The organism is Streptomyces sp. NPDC021093, assembly GCF_044333135.1.
Taxonomy (GTDB): Bacteria; Actinomycetota; Actinomycetes; order Streptomycetales; family Streptomycetaceae; genus Streptomyces.
Map to the genome: position 1 here is coordinate 893908 of NZ_JBIRQJ010000002.1, position 17705 is coordinate 911612.

Genomic DNA, 17705 nt, shown 5'->3' on the forward strand with positions numbered 1-17705 from the left:
GTGGCTGGTCGCGCAGTTCCCCGCGCCCCTAAATGCCTGCCCCCTAGCCCTCTTGGGCAGCGGGGCCGCCCCCCCGGGGGCGGGACGGGTGGGCAAGGGGGCGGCCCCCACTGCGGCACGCCCCTCCCACGACCGCCCACCCTCGCCCCCGCCCCCGCACCATGAACACCGCCCCGTACCGGTGAATTACCGAGGAGTCTGGTCAGTGTCCGGCCCGCCGGGCTAGGCTCGGAGCTCCGACACTGCAAGGGGGATGGCATGGGTGTGTCCCGGCCGGAAGACCCGGTCCCCGTACCGCCGTTGCTGGAGCGCGAGGACGAACTGGGCTTTGCGGCAAGGGCCGTCGACGACCTGTGTGCGCCCTCCTCCCGCGGCGGCGTCCTCGTCTACCGCGGCGTCGCCGGCATCGGCAAGACCGCCCTGCTCGGCGAGGTCCAGCGGATCGCCCGCGAGCGCGGCTGCACCGTGTGGTCCGCGCGCGGCGGCGAGACCGTCACGTCCGTCCCCTTCCACGTCGTACGGCACCTGCTGCAGCCCGCCCTCTCCCTCACCGGGGACGCCGCCGCCCGCGACCTCCTCGGCGAGCGGTACGGCAGCGCGGGTCCCGCCCTCGGCATCGCACCGCCCAACAGCGCGGTGAAGGCCGACCCGCAGGGCGTCAGGGACGGCCTGGACGCGCTGGTCGGCGGGCTCGCCGAGGCGCACCGCCCGCTCGTGCTGGTCGTCGACGACGCCCAGTGGAGCGACCTGGAGACGCTGACCTGGCTGGTGCGCTACGCCCAGCGCGGGAACCGGCTGCCGGTGCTGCTCGTCGCCGCCTACCGCACCAACGAGGCCGAAGGCGAGACGGCGGAACTGCTGCGCGACCTCGACACGACGGCCAGGGCCACCGGCAGCGCCGTAGGCCTGAGGGCGCTGTCCCCCGACGCCACCGCCCAGTTCGCCCGCAGCGAGCTCGGGCAGCACGCCGACGACCCGTTCTGCCGCGAGGTGTGGGCGGTCACCGGCGGCAACCTGTACGAGACGGTGGAGCTGCTCGCCCGCGCCAAGGACACCGGCCTGGACCCGGTGGAGGACACGGCGGGCTCCCTGCGCGCCCTGATCATGTCCGCCCGCGCCCCGGGACTCGTGGAACGGCTGATGGAGATGGGCACCACCACCGCCCACTTCGCGTTCGCCGCCGCCATCCTGGAGACGGACGTCTCGCTGCGGCTCGCCGCGAAACTGGCCGGCATCTCCCTCGGGGACGCGGCCGAATCCGCCGACCGGCTGCGCACCGCCCGCATCCTCACCGGCGCGGACGAACACCTGGAGTTCGCCCACCCGCTGGTCGCGGGCGCCGTCTACGACGCCATCCCGAAGTACCTCCGCAAGGCCATGCACGGCGTCGCCGCCGAAGTCCTCGCCAGCGCGGGACACGGCGCGGCCGCCGCCTCCCGGCACCTCCTCGACGTACCCCGGGAGGAGAACCCCAAGCTGGTCGAGCAGATGCGGGCCGCCGCCCGCGAGTACGTCGCCGTCGGAGCGCCCGACGCGGCCAGGCGCTGTCTGGAGCGGGCCCTGGAGGAGCCGCCGCTGCCCACCGTCCTCGCCCAGGTGCGGTACGAACTGGGCCAGGCCATCTACCTCGGCAACCCCGCCGCCACCGTCGAGCACCTCAAGGCGGCCCTCGACCAGCCGGGCCTCGACGCCGCCGAGCAGGCGCACGCCGTGTTCCTCCTCTCGCAGGCACTCACCCACAACAACCAGACCGCCGAGGCAGGCCGGATGGTCGCCGCGGCCGCGTCCGCCGCCCAGGCGGGACCCGCCCGGATGCGCCTGCAGACCGTGCACTTCCTCTGGGAGGGCGTGCTCGCCGTCGAGACGGACGGTCCCGGCCGCTCCCGCCGCCTCGCCGAGGCCGCCGCCAGGGTCGACGGCAGCAACACCACCGAGCAGGCCCTGCTGATGCTCCGCGCCTTCGACGCGACCGCCATCGGCGAGGACGCGGAGACCATCGTCGACATCGGCGACCGGGCCCTCGTCAACGGCAGCCTCCCCGCCGGACTGACCTGGACGGACACCACCTGGGGCTTCGAACCGGCCGCCCTCCTCGGGCTGAGCTACGCGTTCGCGGACCGCCTCGACCGGGCCGACAGCCTCTTCACCGAGGCCCGCCGGGCCTTCACCGAAGCCGGCTGGAGCGGCGGCCACCTGTCCTTCGCCTATGCCCTGACCGGATACCTCCAGCGCAGACGCGGCAACCTGGTGCGCGCCGAGGAGGACCTGCGCGAGAGCGTGCGGCTCGCCGAGCGCATCGGGCACGGACTGCCCATGCACTGGGACGCCGTGTGCATGCTCATCGACACGCTCCTCGCCCGCGGCCTGGTCGAGCACGCGTGGCAGGCCGCCGAGGACTTCGGCTTCGGCCCGGACTACCCCACCACGATCGTCATCCCGGACGCCCGCTCGGTCCGCGGACGGCTGCTGCTCGCCAAGGGTCGTACGAAGGAGGCCATCGCCGAACTCGAAGCGGCGGGCGAGGCGTTGAAGGCCCGCGGCAGGCACAACACGGTCCTCGCCCCCTGGGCCCTCGACCTGGCCCGCGCGGTCGCCCCCGACGACCCGGACCGGGCCGCCGAACTCGCCGTGTACGCCCGCGAGAAGGCCGAGAGGTTCGGTACGTACACGGCGATCGGCGAGGCCCTGCGCTGCCAGGCCTCCCTGGCGCAGGGCCCGCGCGCCGTCGAGCTGCTGCGCCGGGCCGTGGCCTGCCTCGAAAAGTCCCCTTCGGCGTACGAACACGCGGCGGCCCGCATCGAGTGGGGCATCGCCGCCGGCTCCCGTTCGGAACTGGAGAAGGGCCGCGACCACGCCCGCAACTGCGGTGCGGCGGCCCTGGTGGCGTCGGCCGACCGGGCCCTGCGGGAGCTGGGGTACTTGAGGGGCGACGAGTAGCGCCCCTCAAGTCCCGCCTCCGGAGGGTGCGTTACTTCTCCAGCTCCTTGTGCGCGTTCTCCGGCAGCCGGAAGAACACCGCCGACGACACCAGGCACAGCGCCGCCACGTACCAGGCGAACAGCCCCGGGTTGCCCATCTCCTTGAACAGCGTCCCCATGTACGGGGCTGTGCCGCCGAAGAGCGCCACGGTCAGCGAGTACGGGAAGCCGATGCCGGACGCCCGCACCCTGGCCGGGAAGATCTCCGCGTTGACGGCCGCCGAGATCGACGTGAACCCGGTCAGCAGGATCATGCCCGCGCACTGCACCAGCACCAGCGTCCCGAAGGTGATCCCGCCGTCGACGATCTTCAGCAGCGGCACGATCAGCAGCGCGAACCCGAGCCCCGAGAACAACAGCAGCGGCCTGCGCCCGATCCGGTCCGAAAGCAGCCCGCCGAGCGGCTGCAGCAGTGCGAAGAACGCGAGCGAGATGGTGCCCGCCAGCAGTGCGTCCGACTTCTCGAAGCCGCCGTTCAGCTCCGCGTACGTGGGCAGGTAGGACGTCCAGGTGTAGTACGAGATGGTGCCGCCCGCGGTGATGCCGCAGATCAGCAGCGACTGGCGGGGGTACTTGCGCAGCGCGTCGAACAGGCCGGGGCGCTGCGCCTGCTCCACCGGGGTGTGCGTCTCCTGCGCGCCGCGCCTGATCCAGAACCCGACCAGGCTCAGCAGCGCGCCGAGCACGAACGGCACCCGCCACCCCCAGCCGTCCATCTGCCCGTCGCTCAGGCTCGACACGAGGAGCGCGGCGATGCCCGAGGCGGCCAGCTGCCCGGCCGTCGTGGACACGTACTGGAAACTGGAGAAGAGCCCGCGCCTGCCGGGCCCCGCCGACTCGACGAGGAAGGTCGTCGAAGCGGCGAACTCGCCGCCCACGGAGAGACCTTGGAGCAGGCGCGCGAGCACCAGCACGATCGGGGCGAGGACGCCCACCGATGCGTACGTCGGGGTCAGCCCGACCAGCAGACTGCTGCCGCCCATCAGCAGGATCGTCACGGTCAGGGCGGTCCGCCGGCCGTGCCGGTCGGCCACCGCGCCGAGCAGCAGACCGCCGACCGGCCGCATGAAGAAGCCGACCGCGAAGACCGCGAAGGTGGAGAGCAGCGGGACGAGCGGACTGCCGGAGCTCTTGGGGAAGATCTGCGCGGCGATGTACGTGGCGAGGAAGGTGTACGCGTACCAGTCGTACCACTCCACGGCATTGCCCACGGAGGCCGCGAGGAGCTGCCGTGCGGGGCGGCCGGCGGCCGGTGGCGGGGGAGTGGTGGTGTCGGGAGTCGGCGTCGGCGTCTCTGTCATGATCCGGACGATTGCCGAGTTGCGGGGCGGGCACAAGAGCGCCGTGTGAAAGCTGCGTCAAACAATGCCGCAGGATGTGCGTTGCGAAAGTGACTGATGCATCAGTCAGAACGGCAATCCCCATATGGCTGGCGGTCACGTGTTGAGATTGCCTCAACGCATGGGTACGGTGGCCCACCATGCAGCAAGAAGCAGCGGAGCCGGTCGCCGAGTCCTCCTCCAGCGTCGCCGACCGCGTCCGGCAGGTCATCGCGGCGGCCGGGGTCAGCCAGCGGGAGTTCGCCCGGCGGGTCGTCATGGACCCGTCGAAGCTGTCCCGCTCGCTGGGCGGCACCCGGCGCTTCACCGCCGCGGAACTGGCCAGGATCGCGGACACCGGAGGCGTGGACGCGGGGTGGCTGCTCGGCTCCCGCACACCGCCGCTCGCACCCGCCCGGCGTACCCGCGCCGCCGCGGCGCAGCAGGCCCCCGACGGCGGGCGGCCGCTCCAGATCGTGCGGGAGACGGTCCGGCTGATCGCCGAGCACGGCTTCCACGCGGTGCGCGTCGCGGACATCGCCGAGGCCTGCGCCACCAGTACCGCCGCCATCCACTACCACTTCCCCGGCCGGGACGACCTCCTCGAAGCGGCCGTCCGGTGGTGCATGGACGAGGACACCGCGCGGCGGGCCGCCCGTACGGCGGAGGCGTCCGACGCCGCCGATGAACTGCGCCAGCTCATCGAGCTCCAGACCCCGTACAGCGAACAGCAGCGCCGCCAGTGGCGGGTGTGGCTCGACCTGTGGGCGGAAGCGGCACGGTCGACCGCCGTGGGACGTCTGCACGTCGACTACTACCGGCAGTGGCGGGACACCGTCGCCGATGTCGTACGACGCGGAGTCGACCAGGGCGCCTTCAGGGCCGGCACCGACCCGGAGGCGGCCGCCCTCCGGCTGACCGCGCTCATCGACGGGCTGGCCAGTCAGGTCCTGGCGTCCGCGCCGGGCGAGGCCGTCGCGGGCGGCACCACCGCCGACGACATGCACACCGCGCTGCTCGCGTACGTGGACGCCACACTCACGCACCGTCCCTGAGGATCCCCCGGACGGCGCCGATCCCTCCCCCGGGACTTCCGAACGACCGCACACCCGCAAGGAGTTACCCATGTCCGTCAACCAGGACGTCATCATCACCTGCGCCCTCACCGGCGCGGGCGACACCGTACGCAAGAGCCCGCACGTCCCCGTCACGCCCGAGCAGATAGCCAGGTCCGCCGTCGAGGCGGCCGGGGCCGGTGCCGCCGTCGTGCACATCCACGTCCGCGACCCCGAGACCGGCGACCCGTCCCGTGACCCGCGCCTCTACCGCGAGGTCGTCGAGCGGATCAAGGAGACCGGCACCGACGTCGTCATCAACCTCACCGCCGGCATGGGCGGCGACCTGGTCATCGACCCGGACCGGCCGCTGAAGGACTTCCCGCTGCCCGGCACCGACCTCGTCGGCGGCCTCGACCGCCTCCCGCACGTCGAGGAACTGCTCCCCGACATCTGCACCCTCGACTGCGGCTCCCTCAACTTCGGCGACGGCAGCAACCTCTACGTCTCCACCCCCGACATGCTGCGCGCGGGCGCCAGGCGCATCCAGGAGCTGGGCGTACGACCGGAGCTGGAGATCTTCGACACCGGCCAGCTGTGGTTCGCCAAGCAGCTCCTCGCCGAAGGACTGCTCGACGACCCGACCGTGTTCCAGCTGTGCATGGGCATTCCGTGGGGCGCCCCCGCCGACCCGGGCGTGCTCCAGGCCATGGTCAACATGCTGCCCGAGAAGGCCCAGTTCGCCAGCTTCGCGCTCGGCCGGATGCAGATGCCGTGGGCCGCCCAGTCCATCCTGCTCGGCGGACACGTCCGCGTCGGCCTGGAGGACAACCTCTACCTCGGCAAGGGCAACAAGGTCACCAACGCGCAGCTGGTCGAGCGGGCCGTCACCATCACGGAGTCGCTGGGCTCGCGGGTCGCCACCCCGGACGAGGCGCGCGCGAAGCTCGGCCTCAAGCCGAGGGCCTGACCGGCGCCCGGACCCGCGTCCCGCGCCCCTGAAGGGGCGCTCCCCCCCCACCACATCCGGAGGTTTCCCCATGACCGCATCCGCGCTCCCGCCCTGCGCCCCCGAGGACGTGCGCCGCGTCGCCTGTGTCGGCGCCGGTGTCATCGGCGGCGGCTGGGTCGCCCACTACCTGGCCCGTGGCTACGACGTCACCGCCTGGGACCCGGCCCCCGACGCCGAGCAGAGGCTGCGCCGTCTGGTCGACGCCGCCTGGCCCGCGCTCGTACAGCTGGGACTTGCCGAAGGTGCGTCGCCGGAGCGGCTCACCGTGACCGCCACTCTCGAAGAGGCCGTCGCCGACGCCCAGTTCGTCCAGGAGAGCGCACCCGAGAAGCTCGACCTCAAGCGCGACCTGCTCAAGCAGCTGGATGCCGCGGCCCCCGCCGGAGTCGTCATCGCCTCCTCCACCTCCGGCTACCCGATGACCGACATGCAGACCGAGGCGGCCGACCCGGGCCGCCTCGTCGTCGGCCACCCGTTCAACCCGCCGTACCTGATCCCGCTCGTCGAGGTCGTCGGCGGCGAGCGGACCACGGCGGAAGCCGTCGCCTGGTCGTCGCGGTTCTACGAGGTCGCGGGCAAGTCCGTCATCACCATGGACCGTGAGGTCCCCGGCTTCATCGCCAACCGCCTCCAGGAAGCCCTGTGGCGCGAGGCCCTGCACATGGTCGCCAACGGCGAGGCCACCGTCCGCGAGATCGACGACTCGATCACCGAGGGCCCCGGCCTGCGCTGGGCGTTCATGGGCCCGATGCTCACCTTCGCGCTCGCGGGCGGCGAGGGCGGCATGGCCCACATGCTCGACCACTTCGGCCCGTCCCTGAAGTCCCCGTGGACCCGCCTCGAAGCGCCCGAGCTGGACAAGCGGCTGTACGACGCCGTGGTGGCAGGCTGCGACGACGCCGCTGACGGCCGCACCATCGCCGACCTCGTCGCCGAACGCGACCAGGGCGTCATCGACGTACTGCGCGCCACGGGCCGCCTCCCGCAGCAGCGCACCGAGGGGGAGACCAAGTGACCCGGGTCAACGAGGCGGACAGCACGGACACCACCGACAGCACGGACACCACCGACAGCACGGACACCACCGACAGCACGGACACCACCGACACCACGGAGCTGGACGGCGTCGTCGACTGCCTGCCGCTCGTCCACCACACCGTCCGGCCCGAGTGGATCGACTACAACGGCCACATGAGCGAGGCCTTCTACGTCCTCGTCTTCGGGTACGCCACCGACGCCATGATGATCGAGACCGGACTCCACGCGGGCTACCGCGAGAGCACCGGCTGCTCCCTCTACACGGTCGAGGCGCACATCCGGTATCTGAGCGACGTCGCGGAGGGGGCCAGGCTCGCCGTCCGCACCCGGATCCTGGGCGCCGACGCCAAGAAGGTCCGCTTCGCGCACGAGCTGTTCGTCGTGGCGGACGGACACCCCGCCACCCTCCCGACCGAGGCCGAGCCGGTGGCCACCACCGAACTGCTCGCCCTCCACGTCGACCAGGCGGTGGGCCGGGCCGCCCCGCTCCCGGAGCGCATCCGCGAACGGCTCGTCTCCCTCACCGAGGACGCCCCGGCCTGGGCGGGTCGCTCCATCGCGGAGGTCCCGGCCGTCCGCTCCTGACCGGCGGCCGGGCCGAGCCGTGGCTGGGCTCTGCAGCGGCCGGGCTCTGCATCGGACGGGCTCTGCCCCGGGCGGGCTCAGCAGTGGCTGGGCCCGTCCGGGGCCAGGTACATCAGGGTGTTCGCGGGGCTCTCCTGGGCGGGGAACCACAGTAGGTTCCAGCTCGGCTGCCAGAGCGCGGGGCCCCGGTGGCCGCGGATCTTCGCGCGCAGCTGGCCCGCGCGGTGGTGCCAGGCCCGGAAGGAGTGGCCGAACCGGTCCCCTGCCTCGTGCAGCGTCACCCAGCCGTCGTCCTGCACGTCGACCGCCGAGATCAGCACCTCGTGCAGCTCGCCGGGTTCGTCGTGGCACTTGCGGGCCTGGTCCCAGTGCACGTGGTGGCCGGGCGCATACCTGTGGCAGGAGCCCGGTGGAACACTGCCGCGGCCGAGGCCGGGAGGAGGAACGAAATCCATGGCGCGGTGATGCCTCCGCACAGATGCAACGGGTGGGTCAGGCGGGCGTGGTCACCTCGTCCGCCCAGACAGGTGCCGTCCCCGCCAGTCGGCACACCATCAGGTAGAGGGGAATGGGCGGGGTGTAGGGGGAGGGGCCGTCGGGGGTGTGGATCAGCCGTGGGCGGGAGGCCGCCACGTAGGCGCCCGCGGCGTACTGGGCGGGTGCGGGCCACGGCAGCCCGAGGTCGGAACCCGAAGGGACGATCCACCACCAGAGGTCTGCGTCGGCGAACACACAGCCGGCCCCGGGCAGGTGGGCCAGCAGCCGCTGCCCGTACCGGGCGGGCAGTCCCACGGCGTCGCAGCCGAGCGGGGTGTGGTCGAGACCGGGCGGCAGCGGCAGCCGGGCGGGGCCGCCGCCTCCCGCACGGCGCACCCTGGTCAGCCGGGCGGCAAGACGGTGACTCATTCCCGCACGCTGCCCGGGTCGGTGCCGCCGTCGCCCGAGAAGGACGAGCCGCCCGTCTCCGCCGTCTCCGCGTGGGGGAGTTCCGCCCACACCGTGCGCCCGGAGTCGGGGCCGTTCTCCTGGGATCCCCAGGTGTCGCACAGCGCGTCGACGAGCAGCAGACCGCGCCCGTGCTCGCCCGCGGCCTCCGCTGACCGGCGCAGCCGCGGGCCCTGCGGGCCGATCCCCTCGTCCCGTACGGAAATTCTCAGTCTGCCGTCCCCGTCGGCCAGCTCGCAGCGCACCCGGTCGCTGCCCGTGTGGATCACCGCATTGGTGACCAGCTCCGAGACGACCAGCGCCGCGGTGTCCCCGACGTCCGCGCCCAGGCCCCAGACCGTGAGCCGGGCGGCCGTCAGATGACGTGCGTGCGCGACCGACTCCGGACATGCGGGCAGGGCAAAACCGAACCTTCGGACACGGGCCCCCTGAATTGGGCCCATGACCTGGGGAAAGAGCGTGGAGCCAGGTACCACGACCGCATCCTCACCATGGGGGAGCGGCTGCCGCGCACCGCCTCCCCCGGTGTGGTGCGCGGCAGCCGCGTGAACCAGTTCACGGATCAACTCTCCCTCTGTCCCCGTCACTTGGCAAGAGGCACTCTGAAAATTCCAGAGTGTCGTTTCGTAGATCACGAACGCGTGGCACACTGCATCGCGACAGTACGTAGAGCACAACTGCCCACTGGTTACGGTGCGTTACGGGGAGGTCTCCCATGAGTGAACCGCGGTCCGCCCCGACCGTCGGTCAGGTCGTGCTCGGCAAGCGGCTGCAGGACCTGCGCGAGCGCGCCGGTCTGACCCGTGACCAGGCCGCGAAGGTGCTGCACGTGGCCCCGGCCACCGTCCGCCGGATGGAGACCGCCGAGGTCACCCTCAAGATCCCCTACGTACAGATGCTGCTGAAGGCGTACGGCAGCACCGACACGGAGTGTGACGCCTTCCTGGAGCTCACCCAGGAGGCCAACCGGCCCGGCTGGTGGCAGCGGTTCCACGCGATCCTGCCCGACTGGTTCAGCATGTACGTGAGCCTGGAGGGCGCCGCCTCCCTCATCAGGTCCTACGACCCGCACTTCTTGCCGGGGCTGCTCCAGACCGAGGACTACGCGCGTACCGTCCTGCGCACCGGAGCCATCGGCCAGGTCCGCCCCGAGGACGTGGAGCGGCACGTCGCGCTGCGCATGGAGCGGCAGTCACTGCTCACCGGACCCGACGCCCCGACCCTCTGGGCGATCATGGACGAGACGGTGCTGCGCCGCCCGGCCGGCGGGACGGACGTCATGCGCGCCCAGGTGGACCGGCTGCTGGACGCCACCGAGCTGCCCAATGTCACCCTTCAGATCGCGGAGTTCGCCGACGGCCCGCACCCGGGCACGTACGGCCCCTGCGTCCTCTTCCGCTTCGCCGTGCCGGAACTCCCCGACATGGTCTACAGCGAGTACCTGACCGGCGCCGTCTACCTCGACGCGCGCCCCGAGGTGGCCACCTACCTCGAAGTCATGGACCGCATGGCGGCCCAGGCCGCCACCGCACCACGCACCAAGGAGATCCTCGCGGATTTCCGCAAGGAGCTCTGAACCTGCCATGTCCCACACGCCACGCCCTTCCCGTAAGGACCGGCGTACCGACCGGCGCGTCGAGCGCCGGGGGGCCCGCCGCATCTACAACGGCATGCCCGCGGCCGACCTCCCCACCGAGGGCTGGTCCAAGCCGTGGAGCGGGGGCAACGGCGGCAACTGCGTCGAGACCATGAAGCTCGCGGACGGCCGGGTCGCGGTCCGCCAGTCGGCCGACCCCGACGGTCCCGCCCTCATCTACACCCCGGGCGAGATCGCGGCCTTCATCCAGGGGGCGAAGGCAGGCAAGGCGGACTTCCTCCTCACCTGACCGTCCTTCACCTATCCTGCTCAGCAAGCCACTTGACCACTGGAGACCCCATGACCGGGCAGGACCGCACCACCGGCAGCTCCGCATCCGTCGAGATCGACACCAGCAAGCCGCACCCGGCCCGGATGTACGACTGGTTCCTCGGCGGCAAGGACAACTACCCGGTCGACGAGGCCATGGCCAGGGAACTCCTCAAGCTGGACGCCAGGGGCGGCGAAATGGCCCGGGTCAACCGCGCGTTCATGCACCGCGCCACCCGCTGGCTCGCCGAGAACGGCGTGCGCCAGTTCCTCGACATCGGCAGCGGCATCCCCACCGAGCCCAACCTCCACCAGATCGCGCAGACCACCGCCCCCGAGGCGCGCGTCGTCTACTGCGACAACGACCCCATCGTCCTCGCCCACGCCGAGGCCCTGCTGCGCAGCACCCCCGAGGGCGCCACCGAGTACATCCAGGCCGACGCCCGCAAGCCCGAGTCCATCCTGGAACACGCGGGCAAGATACTCGACTTCGACGAGCCGATCGCCCTGTCCCTCGTCGCCCTGCTGCACTTCGTCGGCGACGAGGACGGTGCGTACGAGATCGTCAGCAGCCTCATGGACCGGCTGGCGAGCGGCAGTTACCTGGTGCTCTCGCACGTCGCCCGCGACTTCGACCCGGAGGGCGCGGACAAGGCAGCCGCCATGTACAAGGCGCGCGGCCTCACCCTCCAGCCCCGCTCGCGCGAGGAGGTCTCCCGCTTCTTCGACCCGTACGAGCTGATCGAGCCGGGCGTCTCGCTGGCCGCCGAGTGGCGCCCGGAACTGGGCGAGGCCGTCCCGGTCGAGGGCGACGAGCCGATCCCGGGCTGGGTGGCGGTGGCGCGCAAGGCGTGATCGGCGCCTGATCGACGGGGCCGGTACGAGGCGATGCCCGCCGGCCCGCGCTTCGGCGGGCGGCTACCGCACGACCAGCGTCAGCACCAGCAGCACCAGCAGTACCGTCGTGAGGGCCATCGCCCAGCGCTTGCGCACCTGCTTCGGCGTGGCGAGGGAGACGGCCCTTGCGCCGTCGGTCCCCGCGAAGACGTAGAACTCCCGTTTCTCCAGTGCCGGCAACGTCACCCGGTACAGGGGGAGTTGTTCGAGCTTTATCTCGTGCAGGAGCTCCACCGGGGGCCGGTGTCCGGTCTTCCCGGCGGCGGGTTTCGACGGCGCACAGAAACTCTTCAGTTCGCTGCGGTGGCTCTCGTCCAACAGGGGCGGCAGTGGTGCGTCGGGGCCGTCCAGAGGGGTGGGGGACCAGTACCGGAATGTGCTGATCTCCCGCAGGACGCGACTGCGGAGAAGCGTTCGCGGGAGTTCCAACGGATTCTGCGGAGGGTTCGGGGCGGCCCGGACGATGTGTCCCTCCGTCCAGGTGACCTTGCGGCCGGTGCTCTTGCGACCGGGGCGCTCGCAGTGCGGGCAGTCGACCTTCCCCCCGGCCTTGCAGCCGGTGCAGTCGGCCTTCCCTGTTTCGTTGCAGTCGCCGCACTTGGTGTCACCGCGCCCTCGGCAGAGGGCACATGCGGCGTTGGGCGTCCGGCACAGCTCGCACTTCGCCCGGGGGCGTTTGTGGGGTGTCGGCTTCGGCGGCCGGGAGGTCTTGTCGTCCGATTGCCAGCTACCCGGCTCTCCGTTGTTGCACGCGGTGCAGGCGTTCATGCCTCCGCCGCAGTCCGCGCACCGGACCCGCCGCGGGCAGTCGACCTTGCGGGTTCCGTCGCAGTCGAGGCACTTGGCGCGGGCCGTCCCGTGACAGTGGGTGCACTTGGTGTTCTTCAAGGTGCCGCGCTTCATCAGGCGTACGGTCCTGGTGTCCCGTACATCCAGGGGAGGGGCGATCGGCACGGCCATCAAGTCGCCCTCGTACAGCTGGAGTCCACGCAGGTCCTCGGGGGGCGCGTTGTCGTCGCACCTGACCTGCTGCCGAGACTCGTTCAGCCGAAGGACCGTGCACCTGCTCCGGTGGATCGCTTCGATCTGTGCCGAGGCGGCGGAGACCCCCGGTTTGAGTGTCCGCTTGACAGCCGCGCGTATCTCGTCTTCGGACAGTTCCAGGGCCATGCCGGTGTCTCCCTCTGCCGTCGCGGTCCCCGCGCAGGGGAAAGGCTAGAGGCGGCCCGTCAGCGGCTCAAGTGACCGCACCAGCTGATGAGTTGAGATGTGCGCCACTGCCGCACGCCGTGCGCGCACGTACGGCACCACTGCCGCAACCCTTGACCCACCTGTAACAACCACCTAGCTTCCACTCAACACTTGATGGGCCGCAGGTACTCAGTAGCCAGTACTTCTTCAGAAGGTGAACGCATGAGTGGTGTGAGACGGCGCAGCGTGCTGGCCGCGTTCGGCGGAACAGTCGCAGCGGGCACGGTGGCAGGAACCGCGGAAGCGGCCCGGGTCGCGACGCCCGCCGCCACGTCCGGGGAGGCCGCCGCGGCCAAGCCCGGTGGCGGCAAGGGGCGTTACGAGCGCGAGATATCCGCCCTGCTCCGGAAGATGACCGTCGAGGAGAAGCTCGGTCAGCTCCAGCAGCTGCCCTGGTCCTGGGACACAGGACCGGGCGGCGGCGGCACCGAGGCCGCCACCGAAGCGGCTCGCAAGGGGCAGTTGGGCTCCGTCCTGTCCATCTACGGCGGCAAGTCCAACAACGCCCTCCAGAGGATCGCCGTCGAGGAGACCCGCCTCGGCATCCCGCTGATCTACGGCTTCGACATCATTCACGGCATGTGGACGACGTTCCCCGTCCCGCTCGCGCAGGCCGCCTCCTTCGACCCGAAGGTGGCCGCCGCCGACGCCGAGGTCTCCGCGAAGGAGGCCCGCTCGCACGGCATCCACTGGACGTTCGCCCCCATGATGGACGTCACCCACGAGCCCCGCTGGGGCCGCATCGCCGAGGGCAGCGGTGAAGACCCGTACCTGACAGCGAAGTTGACCGAAGCCAAGGTCGTCGCCTACCAGGGCACCGCCAAGGGCCGCGACCTCAAGGCCAAGGACAGGCTCGCCGCCTGTGCCAAGCACTTCGTCGGCTACGGCGGCGCGGAGGGCGGCCGCGACTACAACACCGTCGTCGTCTCCGAGTCGCAGCTGCGCAACCACTACCTGCCGCCCTTCAAGGCGGCCGTCGACGCGGGCTGCGCCACCGTCATGGCGTCCTTCAACACCATCAACGGCGTTCCGGCACACGGCAATTCACACACACTCAACGAGATCCTCAAGGACGAGTGGGACTTCGAGGGGTTCGTCGTCTCCGACTGGACCGGCGTCCAGGAACTCATCCCGCACGGCTTCGCCGCCGACGGTTCCGAGGCGGCCCGCCTCGGTCTCAACGCCGGCGTCGACATGGAGATGACCAGCACCCACCTGGTCGCCCACGGCAAGAAGCTGCTGAGCAGCGGCAAGATCTCCGAGAAGCGCCTCGACGACGCGGTCCGCCGCATCCTGCGCCTCAAGTACGAACTCGGCCTCTTCGAGAACCCGTACGTCGACGAGGCCGCCGTCATCCAGGAGCCGACGGCCGCCGCCCGGAAGGCCGCCCGCAGTGCCGCCGCCCGCTCGATGGTGCTGCTGAAGAACGACAAGAAGGCGCTGCCGCTGGCCACTTCGGCGAAGTCGGTCGCGGTCGTCGGCCCGTTCGGCGACTCCGACGACCTCCTCGGTGCGTGGGCGTTCCCGTTCGCCGCGAAGAAGGCCCCCGCGGTCACCGTCCTGGCCGGAGTGAAGGCCGCGCTGCCGGACGCCAAGGTCACGTACGCACTCGGAGTCGACGCCGACGGCAAGGACACCGGCAAGATCCCGGCCGCCGTCGCAGCGGCCAAGGCGGCCGACGTCACCGTGGTGGTCGTCGGCGAGGCGTCCGCGCTCAGCGGCGAGGCCGCCGCCCGCGCCGACATCAGCCTCCCCGGTGGCCAGGAGCAGCTCATCGCGGCGATCGCCGCGACCGGCAAGCCCTTCGTCGTCGTCCTCGTCAACGGCCGCCCGCTCACCGTCGGCGACTGGCTGGCCTCCGCACCGGCCGTACTGGAGGCCTGGCACGGCGGTACCGAGGCGGGCAACGCCGTCGCCGACGTCCTGTTCGGCAAGGTCAACCCGGGCGGCAAGCTCCCGGTCACCTTCCCGCGCTCGGCCGGCCAGATCCCGATCTACTACAACCACGAGTCGACGGGCCGCCCGTACGACGCGAACAACAAGTACACGTCCAAGTACCTCGACCTGCCGTACGGCCCGGAGTTCGCCTTCGGCCACGGCCTCAGCTACACCACGTTCGAGACCGGCGCCCCCAGGCTCAGCCGCGGCAGCGTCTCCGCGCGCGCCCTGCGCGGCGGCGACACCGTCGAGGTCGCGGCGAGCGTCACCAACACCGGGGACCGGGCGGGCGACGAGGTCGTGCAGCTGTACGTCCACGACAGGTTCGCCAGCATCGTCCAGCCGGTCCGCAAGCTGCGCGGCTTCCGCCGGGTGACGCTCGCCGCGGGCGCCTCGACGACCGTACGGTTCCAGCTGGGCGCGGACGACCTCGGCTTCTGGACGAACGCGGAGGACGGCAGGTTCGTCGTCGAGGCCGGTGACTTCGACATCTACGCGGGTACGAGCTCGGAGGCCACGGCCAAGGCGGCCCTGAAGGTCACCTGACCGGACACGGAAGGGCGGGGCGAAGGAGTCGTGAAACTCCTTGCCCTGCCCACCACTTGACCGACCGTCAGTAGTTCTGCGGAACCCTCGCGGGCCGCCCCGACCCCCGCGTCATCGCGTATCCCGCGACCCCCGCCAGCGCCGCCAGAACGGCTCCGCCCGCGGTCCACAGCCACCGGCTGGACCAGTTGCCGGAAGCCCAGCCGCCCTCGGGGGCGGCCGCCACCGAAGCCTGCTTCGGCTCGGTCTTAGCGCCCTTGCCGTCCTTCTCCGAGGAGTCCTCGGTGGTCGCCCCGGGCACCAGCGGCGCCGTCAGCGCACCGTCGACCGCCCTGGCCCCGCCCGCGTCGACCACCGCGGGCTGCACCTCGGCCTTCACCGGCAGCCCCAGGTCGTCGTCCGAGAGCCCGGTCACCGTCAGCCGCACGTAGTACGAGCCGGGCAGCGGGTCGTTCGACGACTGCTCCGCCCAGGCCCGGACCGTACGCAGATGGCAGGTCAGCGCCACCTCGGCGGCGTCCTTCTGCGCGGTCGCGGTCGACGAGCCGTAGGTGCACGCCTGCCGCCTGCGCAGCCCGTCGTACACGTCGAGCTGCCAGGTCTGCGCCCCGTGCCGCTGCGCGGCATCGGGCAGCACGACCTTCGCCCGTACGGTCGCGTCCTGACCGGCGTCGGCCGGGAACACCCAGTACAGATAGTCACCGGTGGACGCGCCCGCCGTGGCGAGCTGCCCCGACCTGACGGCCGTGGCGGTACGGAACGAGGTCCCGGCCTCGGTCGGCGCGGCGGTCTCCTCCCCGGCACTGGGCGAAGGCGAAGGGGACTCGTCTGCACTCGCCCCAGCCGCCGTCCCGAAGAGAGCGGCGGCGGCGAGCAGTGCGCTCGTCAACACACGTGTCGTACGCATCAGTTGGTCCTCCAGACCGCGAAGCGCCAGCGGGAGAGCCAGCCGAACAGCAGACCCGCGAGGAGACCGACGAGGACCATCACACCGAGCAGCCACCAGCCGTGCCCGAGCCCGAAGGACGCCACGTCGGCCGCCTGCTTCGGCGAGTCCACCAGGTCGATGGCCAGCTCGACCGGCATGCCCGGCTCCGTCTTCACCGAAGGCGCGGCGGAGAACGAATTGCTGACCTGGAGACAGACCGTCTCGGCCGGGGGCTCTTGCCCCTTCTCCGTGTCCACGTCGGCCTTCGGATAGCGCAGCCCGGACGAGATCACGTCCGTGCGCCCGTCACCGGCCTCCGAGCCGCGTACGATCTCGCGCCCGCTCAGCGTGGAGGCCCGTACGAGCACCCCGTAGTCGTTGTTGACGGCACGGTCGGAGCCGATGCTCACCGCGGCCCGCAGTTCCTGACCCGGTTTGACCTGCACCTGGTACCAGCGGTGCTCGGAGAACTTCTCGCGGTCGGTGTAGAGACCGGCGCCCAGCTTCGGGGCGGCGGCGCACGTGGCACCGCCCTTGGTGGCGACCGGGTTGACGACCGGGTCGGCCGCCCGGTCCACCAGCTGTTTGACGCGCTTGGAGAGCTGCTCCTTGTGCTGCACGGCGGTGTAGGTGCCGCCGGTCGCCTCCGCGATGCAGGTGAGCTGCTGGCGGATCTTCGCGTTCGGCACCAGGCCCAGCGTGTCGATCACCAGGTGGGTGCCCTTGGCGGCGATCTCGCGCGCCACGACGCACGGGTCCAGCGGCCCGCAGGTGTCCTCGCCGTCCGTGATGAGCACGATCCGGCGGGTCGCTTCGCCGCCCTCCAGGTCCTGCGCCGCGCCGAGCAGCGCGGGCCCGACCGGGGTGAACCCGGTGGGGGCGAGCGTGGCGACGGCGGCCTTGGCCTCGGTGCGGTCGAGCTTGCCGACGGGGTAGAGCTGCCGGGTGTCCTTGCAGCCGCGCTGCTTGTCGCTGCCCGCGTAGTCGGCGCCGAGCGTCCGTATGCCCAGGCGGACTTCCTCGGGGGTGGCGTCCAGCACCTCGTTGAAGGCCTGTTTGGCCGCTGCCATCCGGGACTGCCCGTCGATGTCGGCGGCCCGCATCGAGCCGCTGACGTCGAGGACCAGCTCGACCTTGGGGGACTCCTTCGGTCCTCCCTCGGTCGTGTCCAGCCTGTCGTCGGCGGCCGCCGGGCCCGGTAGCAGCCCGGCGGCCAGAGCGGCGAGCAGTGCGCCGCACGCTCCGGCCGCCAGTCGTTTCCTTGTGATCATCGCCGGATCTTATGGAAGATCGTCAGCCGGGCACAA

At 71.6% G+C, this 17705-nt stretch carries 16 protein-coding genes; 9 read left to right on the forward strand and 7 right to left on the reverse strand.

Annotation, left to right across the window (positions count from 1 at the left end; translation table 11 throughout):
* Positions 1–258: 258 nt before the first annotated feature.
* Entirely contained in the window at positions 259–2937 is a 2679-nt protein-coding gene (locus ACH4SP_RS08870; protein WP_398411645.1) for an ATP-binding protein, read from the forward strand.
* A 31-nt stretch (positions 2938–2968) separates the two neighbouring features.
* Here ACH4SP_RS08870 and ACH4SP_RS08875 read toward each other — a convergent pair whose 3' ends face one another.
* Complete coding sequence (locus ACH4SP_RS08875) at positions 2969–4279, reverse strand: MFS transporter (protein ID WP_398411647.1); 1311 nt, start codon at positions 4277–4279, stop codon at positions 2969–2971.
* A 179-nt stretch (positions 4280–4458) separates the two neighbouring features.
* On the opposite strand from ACH4SP_RS08875, the gene ACH4SP_RS08880 reads away from it, so the two are divergent.
* The 4 genes from ACH4SP_RS08880 (at position 4459) to ACH4SP_RS08895 (ending at position 7987) form a co-directional block, all read left to right on the forward strand.
* Complete coding sequence (locus ACH4SP_RS08880; RefSeq protein WP_398411649.1) at positions 4459–5352, forward strand: TetR family transcriptional regulator C-terminal domain-containing protein; 894 nt, start codon at positions 4459–4461, stop codon at positions 5350–5352.
* A gap of 70 nt (positions 5353–5422) precedes the next feature.
* On the forward strand, positions 5423–6322 hold the full coding sequence (locus tag ACH4SP_RS08885; RefSeq protein WP_398411652.1) for a 3-keto-5-aminohexanoate cleavage protein: 900 nt from the start codon (positions 5423–5425) through the stop codon (positions 6320–6322).
* Positions 6323–6392: 70 nt separating this feature from the next.
* Complete coding sequence (locus ACH4SP_RS08890) at positions 6393–7379, forward strand: 3-hydroxyacyl-CoA dehydrogenase NAD-binding domain-containing protein (protein WP_398411655.1); 987 nt, start codon at positions 6393–6395, stop codon at positions 7377–7379.
* Between the two features lie 101 nt (positions 7380–7480).
* A complete protein-coding gene (locus ACH4SP_RS08895; protein ID WP_398411866.1) occupies positions 7481–7987 on the forward strand; it encodes a thioesterase family protein in 507 nt (168 codons plus the stop codon).
* A gap of 77 nt (positions 7988–8064) precedes the next feature.
* On the opposite strand, the gene ACH4SP_RS08900 is transcribed toward ACH4SP_RS08895, so the two are convergent.
* The 3 genes from ACH4SP_RS08900 to ACH4SP_RS08910 are packed head-to-tail and all read right to left on the reverse strand — an operon-like array spanning position 8065 to position 9408.
* The gene (locus tag ACH4SP_RS08900) at positions 8065–8442 is read right to left on the reverse strand and encodes a hypothetical protein (protein WP_398411657.1); all 378 of its coding nucleotides are present in this window, start codon (positions 8440–8442) and stop codon (positions 8065–8067) included.
* Between the two features lie 37 nt (positions 8443–8479).
* The gene (locus tag ACH4SP_RS08905; RefSeq protein WP_398411659.1) at positions 8480–8893 is read right to left on the reverse strand and encodes a hypothetical protein; all 414 of its coding nucleotides are present in this window, start codon (positions 8891–8893) and stop codon (positions 8480–8482) included.
* Positions 8890–9408, reverse strand: a complete 519-nt coding sequence (locus ACH4SP_RS08910; RefSeq protein WP_398411662.1) for an ATP-binding protein — start codon at positions 9406–9408, stop codon at positions 8890–8892. The genes ACH4SP_RS08905 and ACH4SP_RS08910 overlap by 4 nt, the downstream gene beginning before the upstream one ends.
* 239 nt (positions 9409–9647) lie before the next feature.
* On the opposite strand from ACH4SP_RS08910, the gene ACH4SP_RS08915 reads away from it, so the two are divergent.
* From ACH4SP_RS08915 to ACH4SP_RS08925, 3 genes are all read left to right on the forward strand, one after another.
* The gene (locus tag ACH4SP_RS08915; protein ID WP_398411665.1) at positions 9648–10508 is read left to right on the forward strand and encodes a helix-turn-helix domain-containing protein; all 861 of its coding nucleotides are present in this window, start codon (positions 9648–9650) and stop codon (positions 10506–10508) included.
* 94 nt (positions 10509–10602) lie between these two features.
* A complete protein-coding gene (locus ACH4SP_RS08920) occupies positions 10603–10818 on the forward strand; it encodes a DUF397 domain-containing protein (RefSeq protein WP_398411868.1) in 216 nt (71 codons plus the stop codon).
* Positions 10819–10868: 50 nt separating this feature from the next.
* Complete coding sequence (locus tag ACH4SP_RS08925) at positions 10869–11693, forward strand: SAM-dependent methyltransferase (protein WP_398411667.1); 825 nt, start codon at positions 10869–10871, stop codon at positions 11691–11693.
* A gap of 63 nt (positions 11694–11756) precedes the next feature.
* Here ACH4SP_RS08925 and ACH4SP_RS08930 read toward each other — a convergent pair whose 3' ends face one another.
* A complete protein-coding gene (locus tag ACH4SP_RS08930; protein ID WP_398411669.1) occupies positions 11757–12905 on the reverse strand; it encodes a hypothetical protein in 1149 nt (382 codons plus the stop codon).
* Between the two features lie 243 nt (positions 12906–13148).
* Here ACH4SP_RS08930 and ACH4SP_RS08935 point away from each other — a divergent pair, with 243 nt between their 5' ends.
* Entirely contained in the window at positions 13149–15470 is a 2322-nt protein-coding gene (locus ACH4SP_RS08935) for a glycoside hydrolase family 3 N-terminal domain-containing protein (protein ID WP_398411672.1), read from the forward strand.
* A gap of 67 nt (positions 15471–15537) precedes the next feature.
* Here the strand turns inward: ACH4SP_RS08935 and ACH4SP_RS08940 are convergent, their stop codons facing one another.
* Together ACH4SP_RS08940 and ACH4SP_RS08945 are read right to left on the reverse strand one after the other, a co-directional pair.
* On the reverse strand, positions 15538–16377 hold the full coding sequence (locus ACH4SP_RS08940; RefSeq protein WP_398411675.1) for a hypothetical protein: 840 nt from the start codon (positions 16375–16377) through the stop codon (positions 15538–15540).
* Positions 16377–17669 (reverse strand): VWA domain-containing protein, encoded by a 1293-nt coding sequence (locus ACH4SP_RS08945; protein WP_398411677.1) that lies wholly within the window; start codon positions 17667–17669, stop codon positions 16377–16379. The genes ACH4SP_RS08940 and ACH4SP_RS08945 overlap by 1 nt, the downstream gene beginning before the upstream one ends.
* Positions 17670–17705: the final 36 nt, after the last annotated feature.

Bases quoted from the DNA above. Each gene is read 5' to 3' on its own strand.
- ACH4SP_RS08930 (WP_398411669.1), bottom strand. From the start codon at position 12,905: ATGGCCCTGGAACTGTCCGAAGACGAGATACGCGCGGCTGTCAAGCGG.
- ACH4SP_RS08915 (WP_398411665.1), top strand. From the start codon at position 9,648: ATGAGTGAACCGCGGTCCGCCCCGACCGTCGGTCAGGTCGTGCTCGGC.
- ACH4SP_RS08935 (WP_398411672.1), top strand. From the start codon at position 13,149: ATGAGTGGTGTGAGACGGCGCAGCGTGCTGGCCGCGTTCGGCGGAACA.
- ACH4SP_RS08905 (WP_398411659.1), bottom strand. From the start codon at position 8,893: ATGAGTCACCGTCTTGCCGCCCGGCTGACCAGGGTGCGCCGTGCGGGA.
- ACH4SP_RS08945 (WP_398411677.1), bottom strand. From the start codon at position 17,669: ATGATCACAAGGAAACGACTGGCGGCCGGAGCGTGCGGCGCACTGCTC.
- ACH4SP_RS08890 (WP_398411655.1), top strand. From the start codon at position 6,393: ATGACCGCATCCGCGCTCCCGCCCTGCGCCCCCGAGGACGTGCGCCGC.
- ACH4SP_RS08875 (WP_398411647.1), bottom strand. From the start codon at position 4,279: ATGACAGAGACGCCGACGCCGACTCCCGACACCACCACTCCCCCGCCA.
- ACH4SP_RS08940 (WP_398411675.1), bottom strand. From the start codon at position 16,377: ATGCGTACGACACGTGTGTTGACGAGCGCACTGCTCGCCGCCGCCGCT.
- ACH4SP_RS08880 (WP_398411649.1), top strand. From the start codon at position 4,459: ATGCAGCAAGAAGCAGCGGAGCCGGTCGCCGAGTCCTCCTCCAGCGTC.
- ACH4SP_RS08885 (WP_398411652.1), top strand. From the start codon at position 5,423: ATGTCCGTCAACCAGGACGTCATCATCACCTGCGCCCTCACCGGCGCG.
- ACH4SP_RS08925 (WP_398411667.1), top strand. From the start codon at position 10,869: ATGACCGGGCAGGACCGCACCACCGGCAGCTCCGCATCCGTCGAGATC.
- ACH4SP_RS08900 (WP_398411657.1), bottom strand. From the start codon at position 8,442: ATGGATTTCGTTCCTCCTCCCGGCCTCGGCCGCGGCAGTGTTCCACCG.
- ACH4SP_RS08870 (WP_398411645.1), top strand. From the start codon at position 259: ATGGGTGTGTCCCGGCCGGAAGACCCGGTCCCCGTACCGCCGTTGCTG.
- ACH4SP_RS08920 (WP_398411868.1), top strand. From the start codon at position 10,603: ATGCCCGCGGCCGACCTCCCCACCGAGGGCTGGTCCAAGCCGTGGAGC.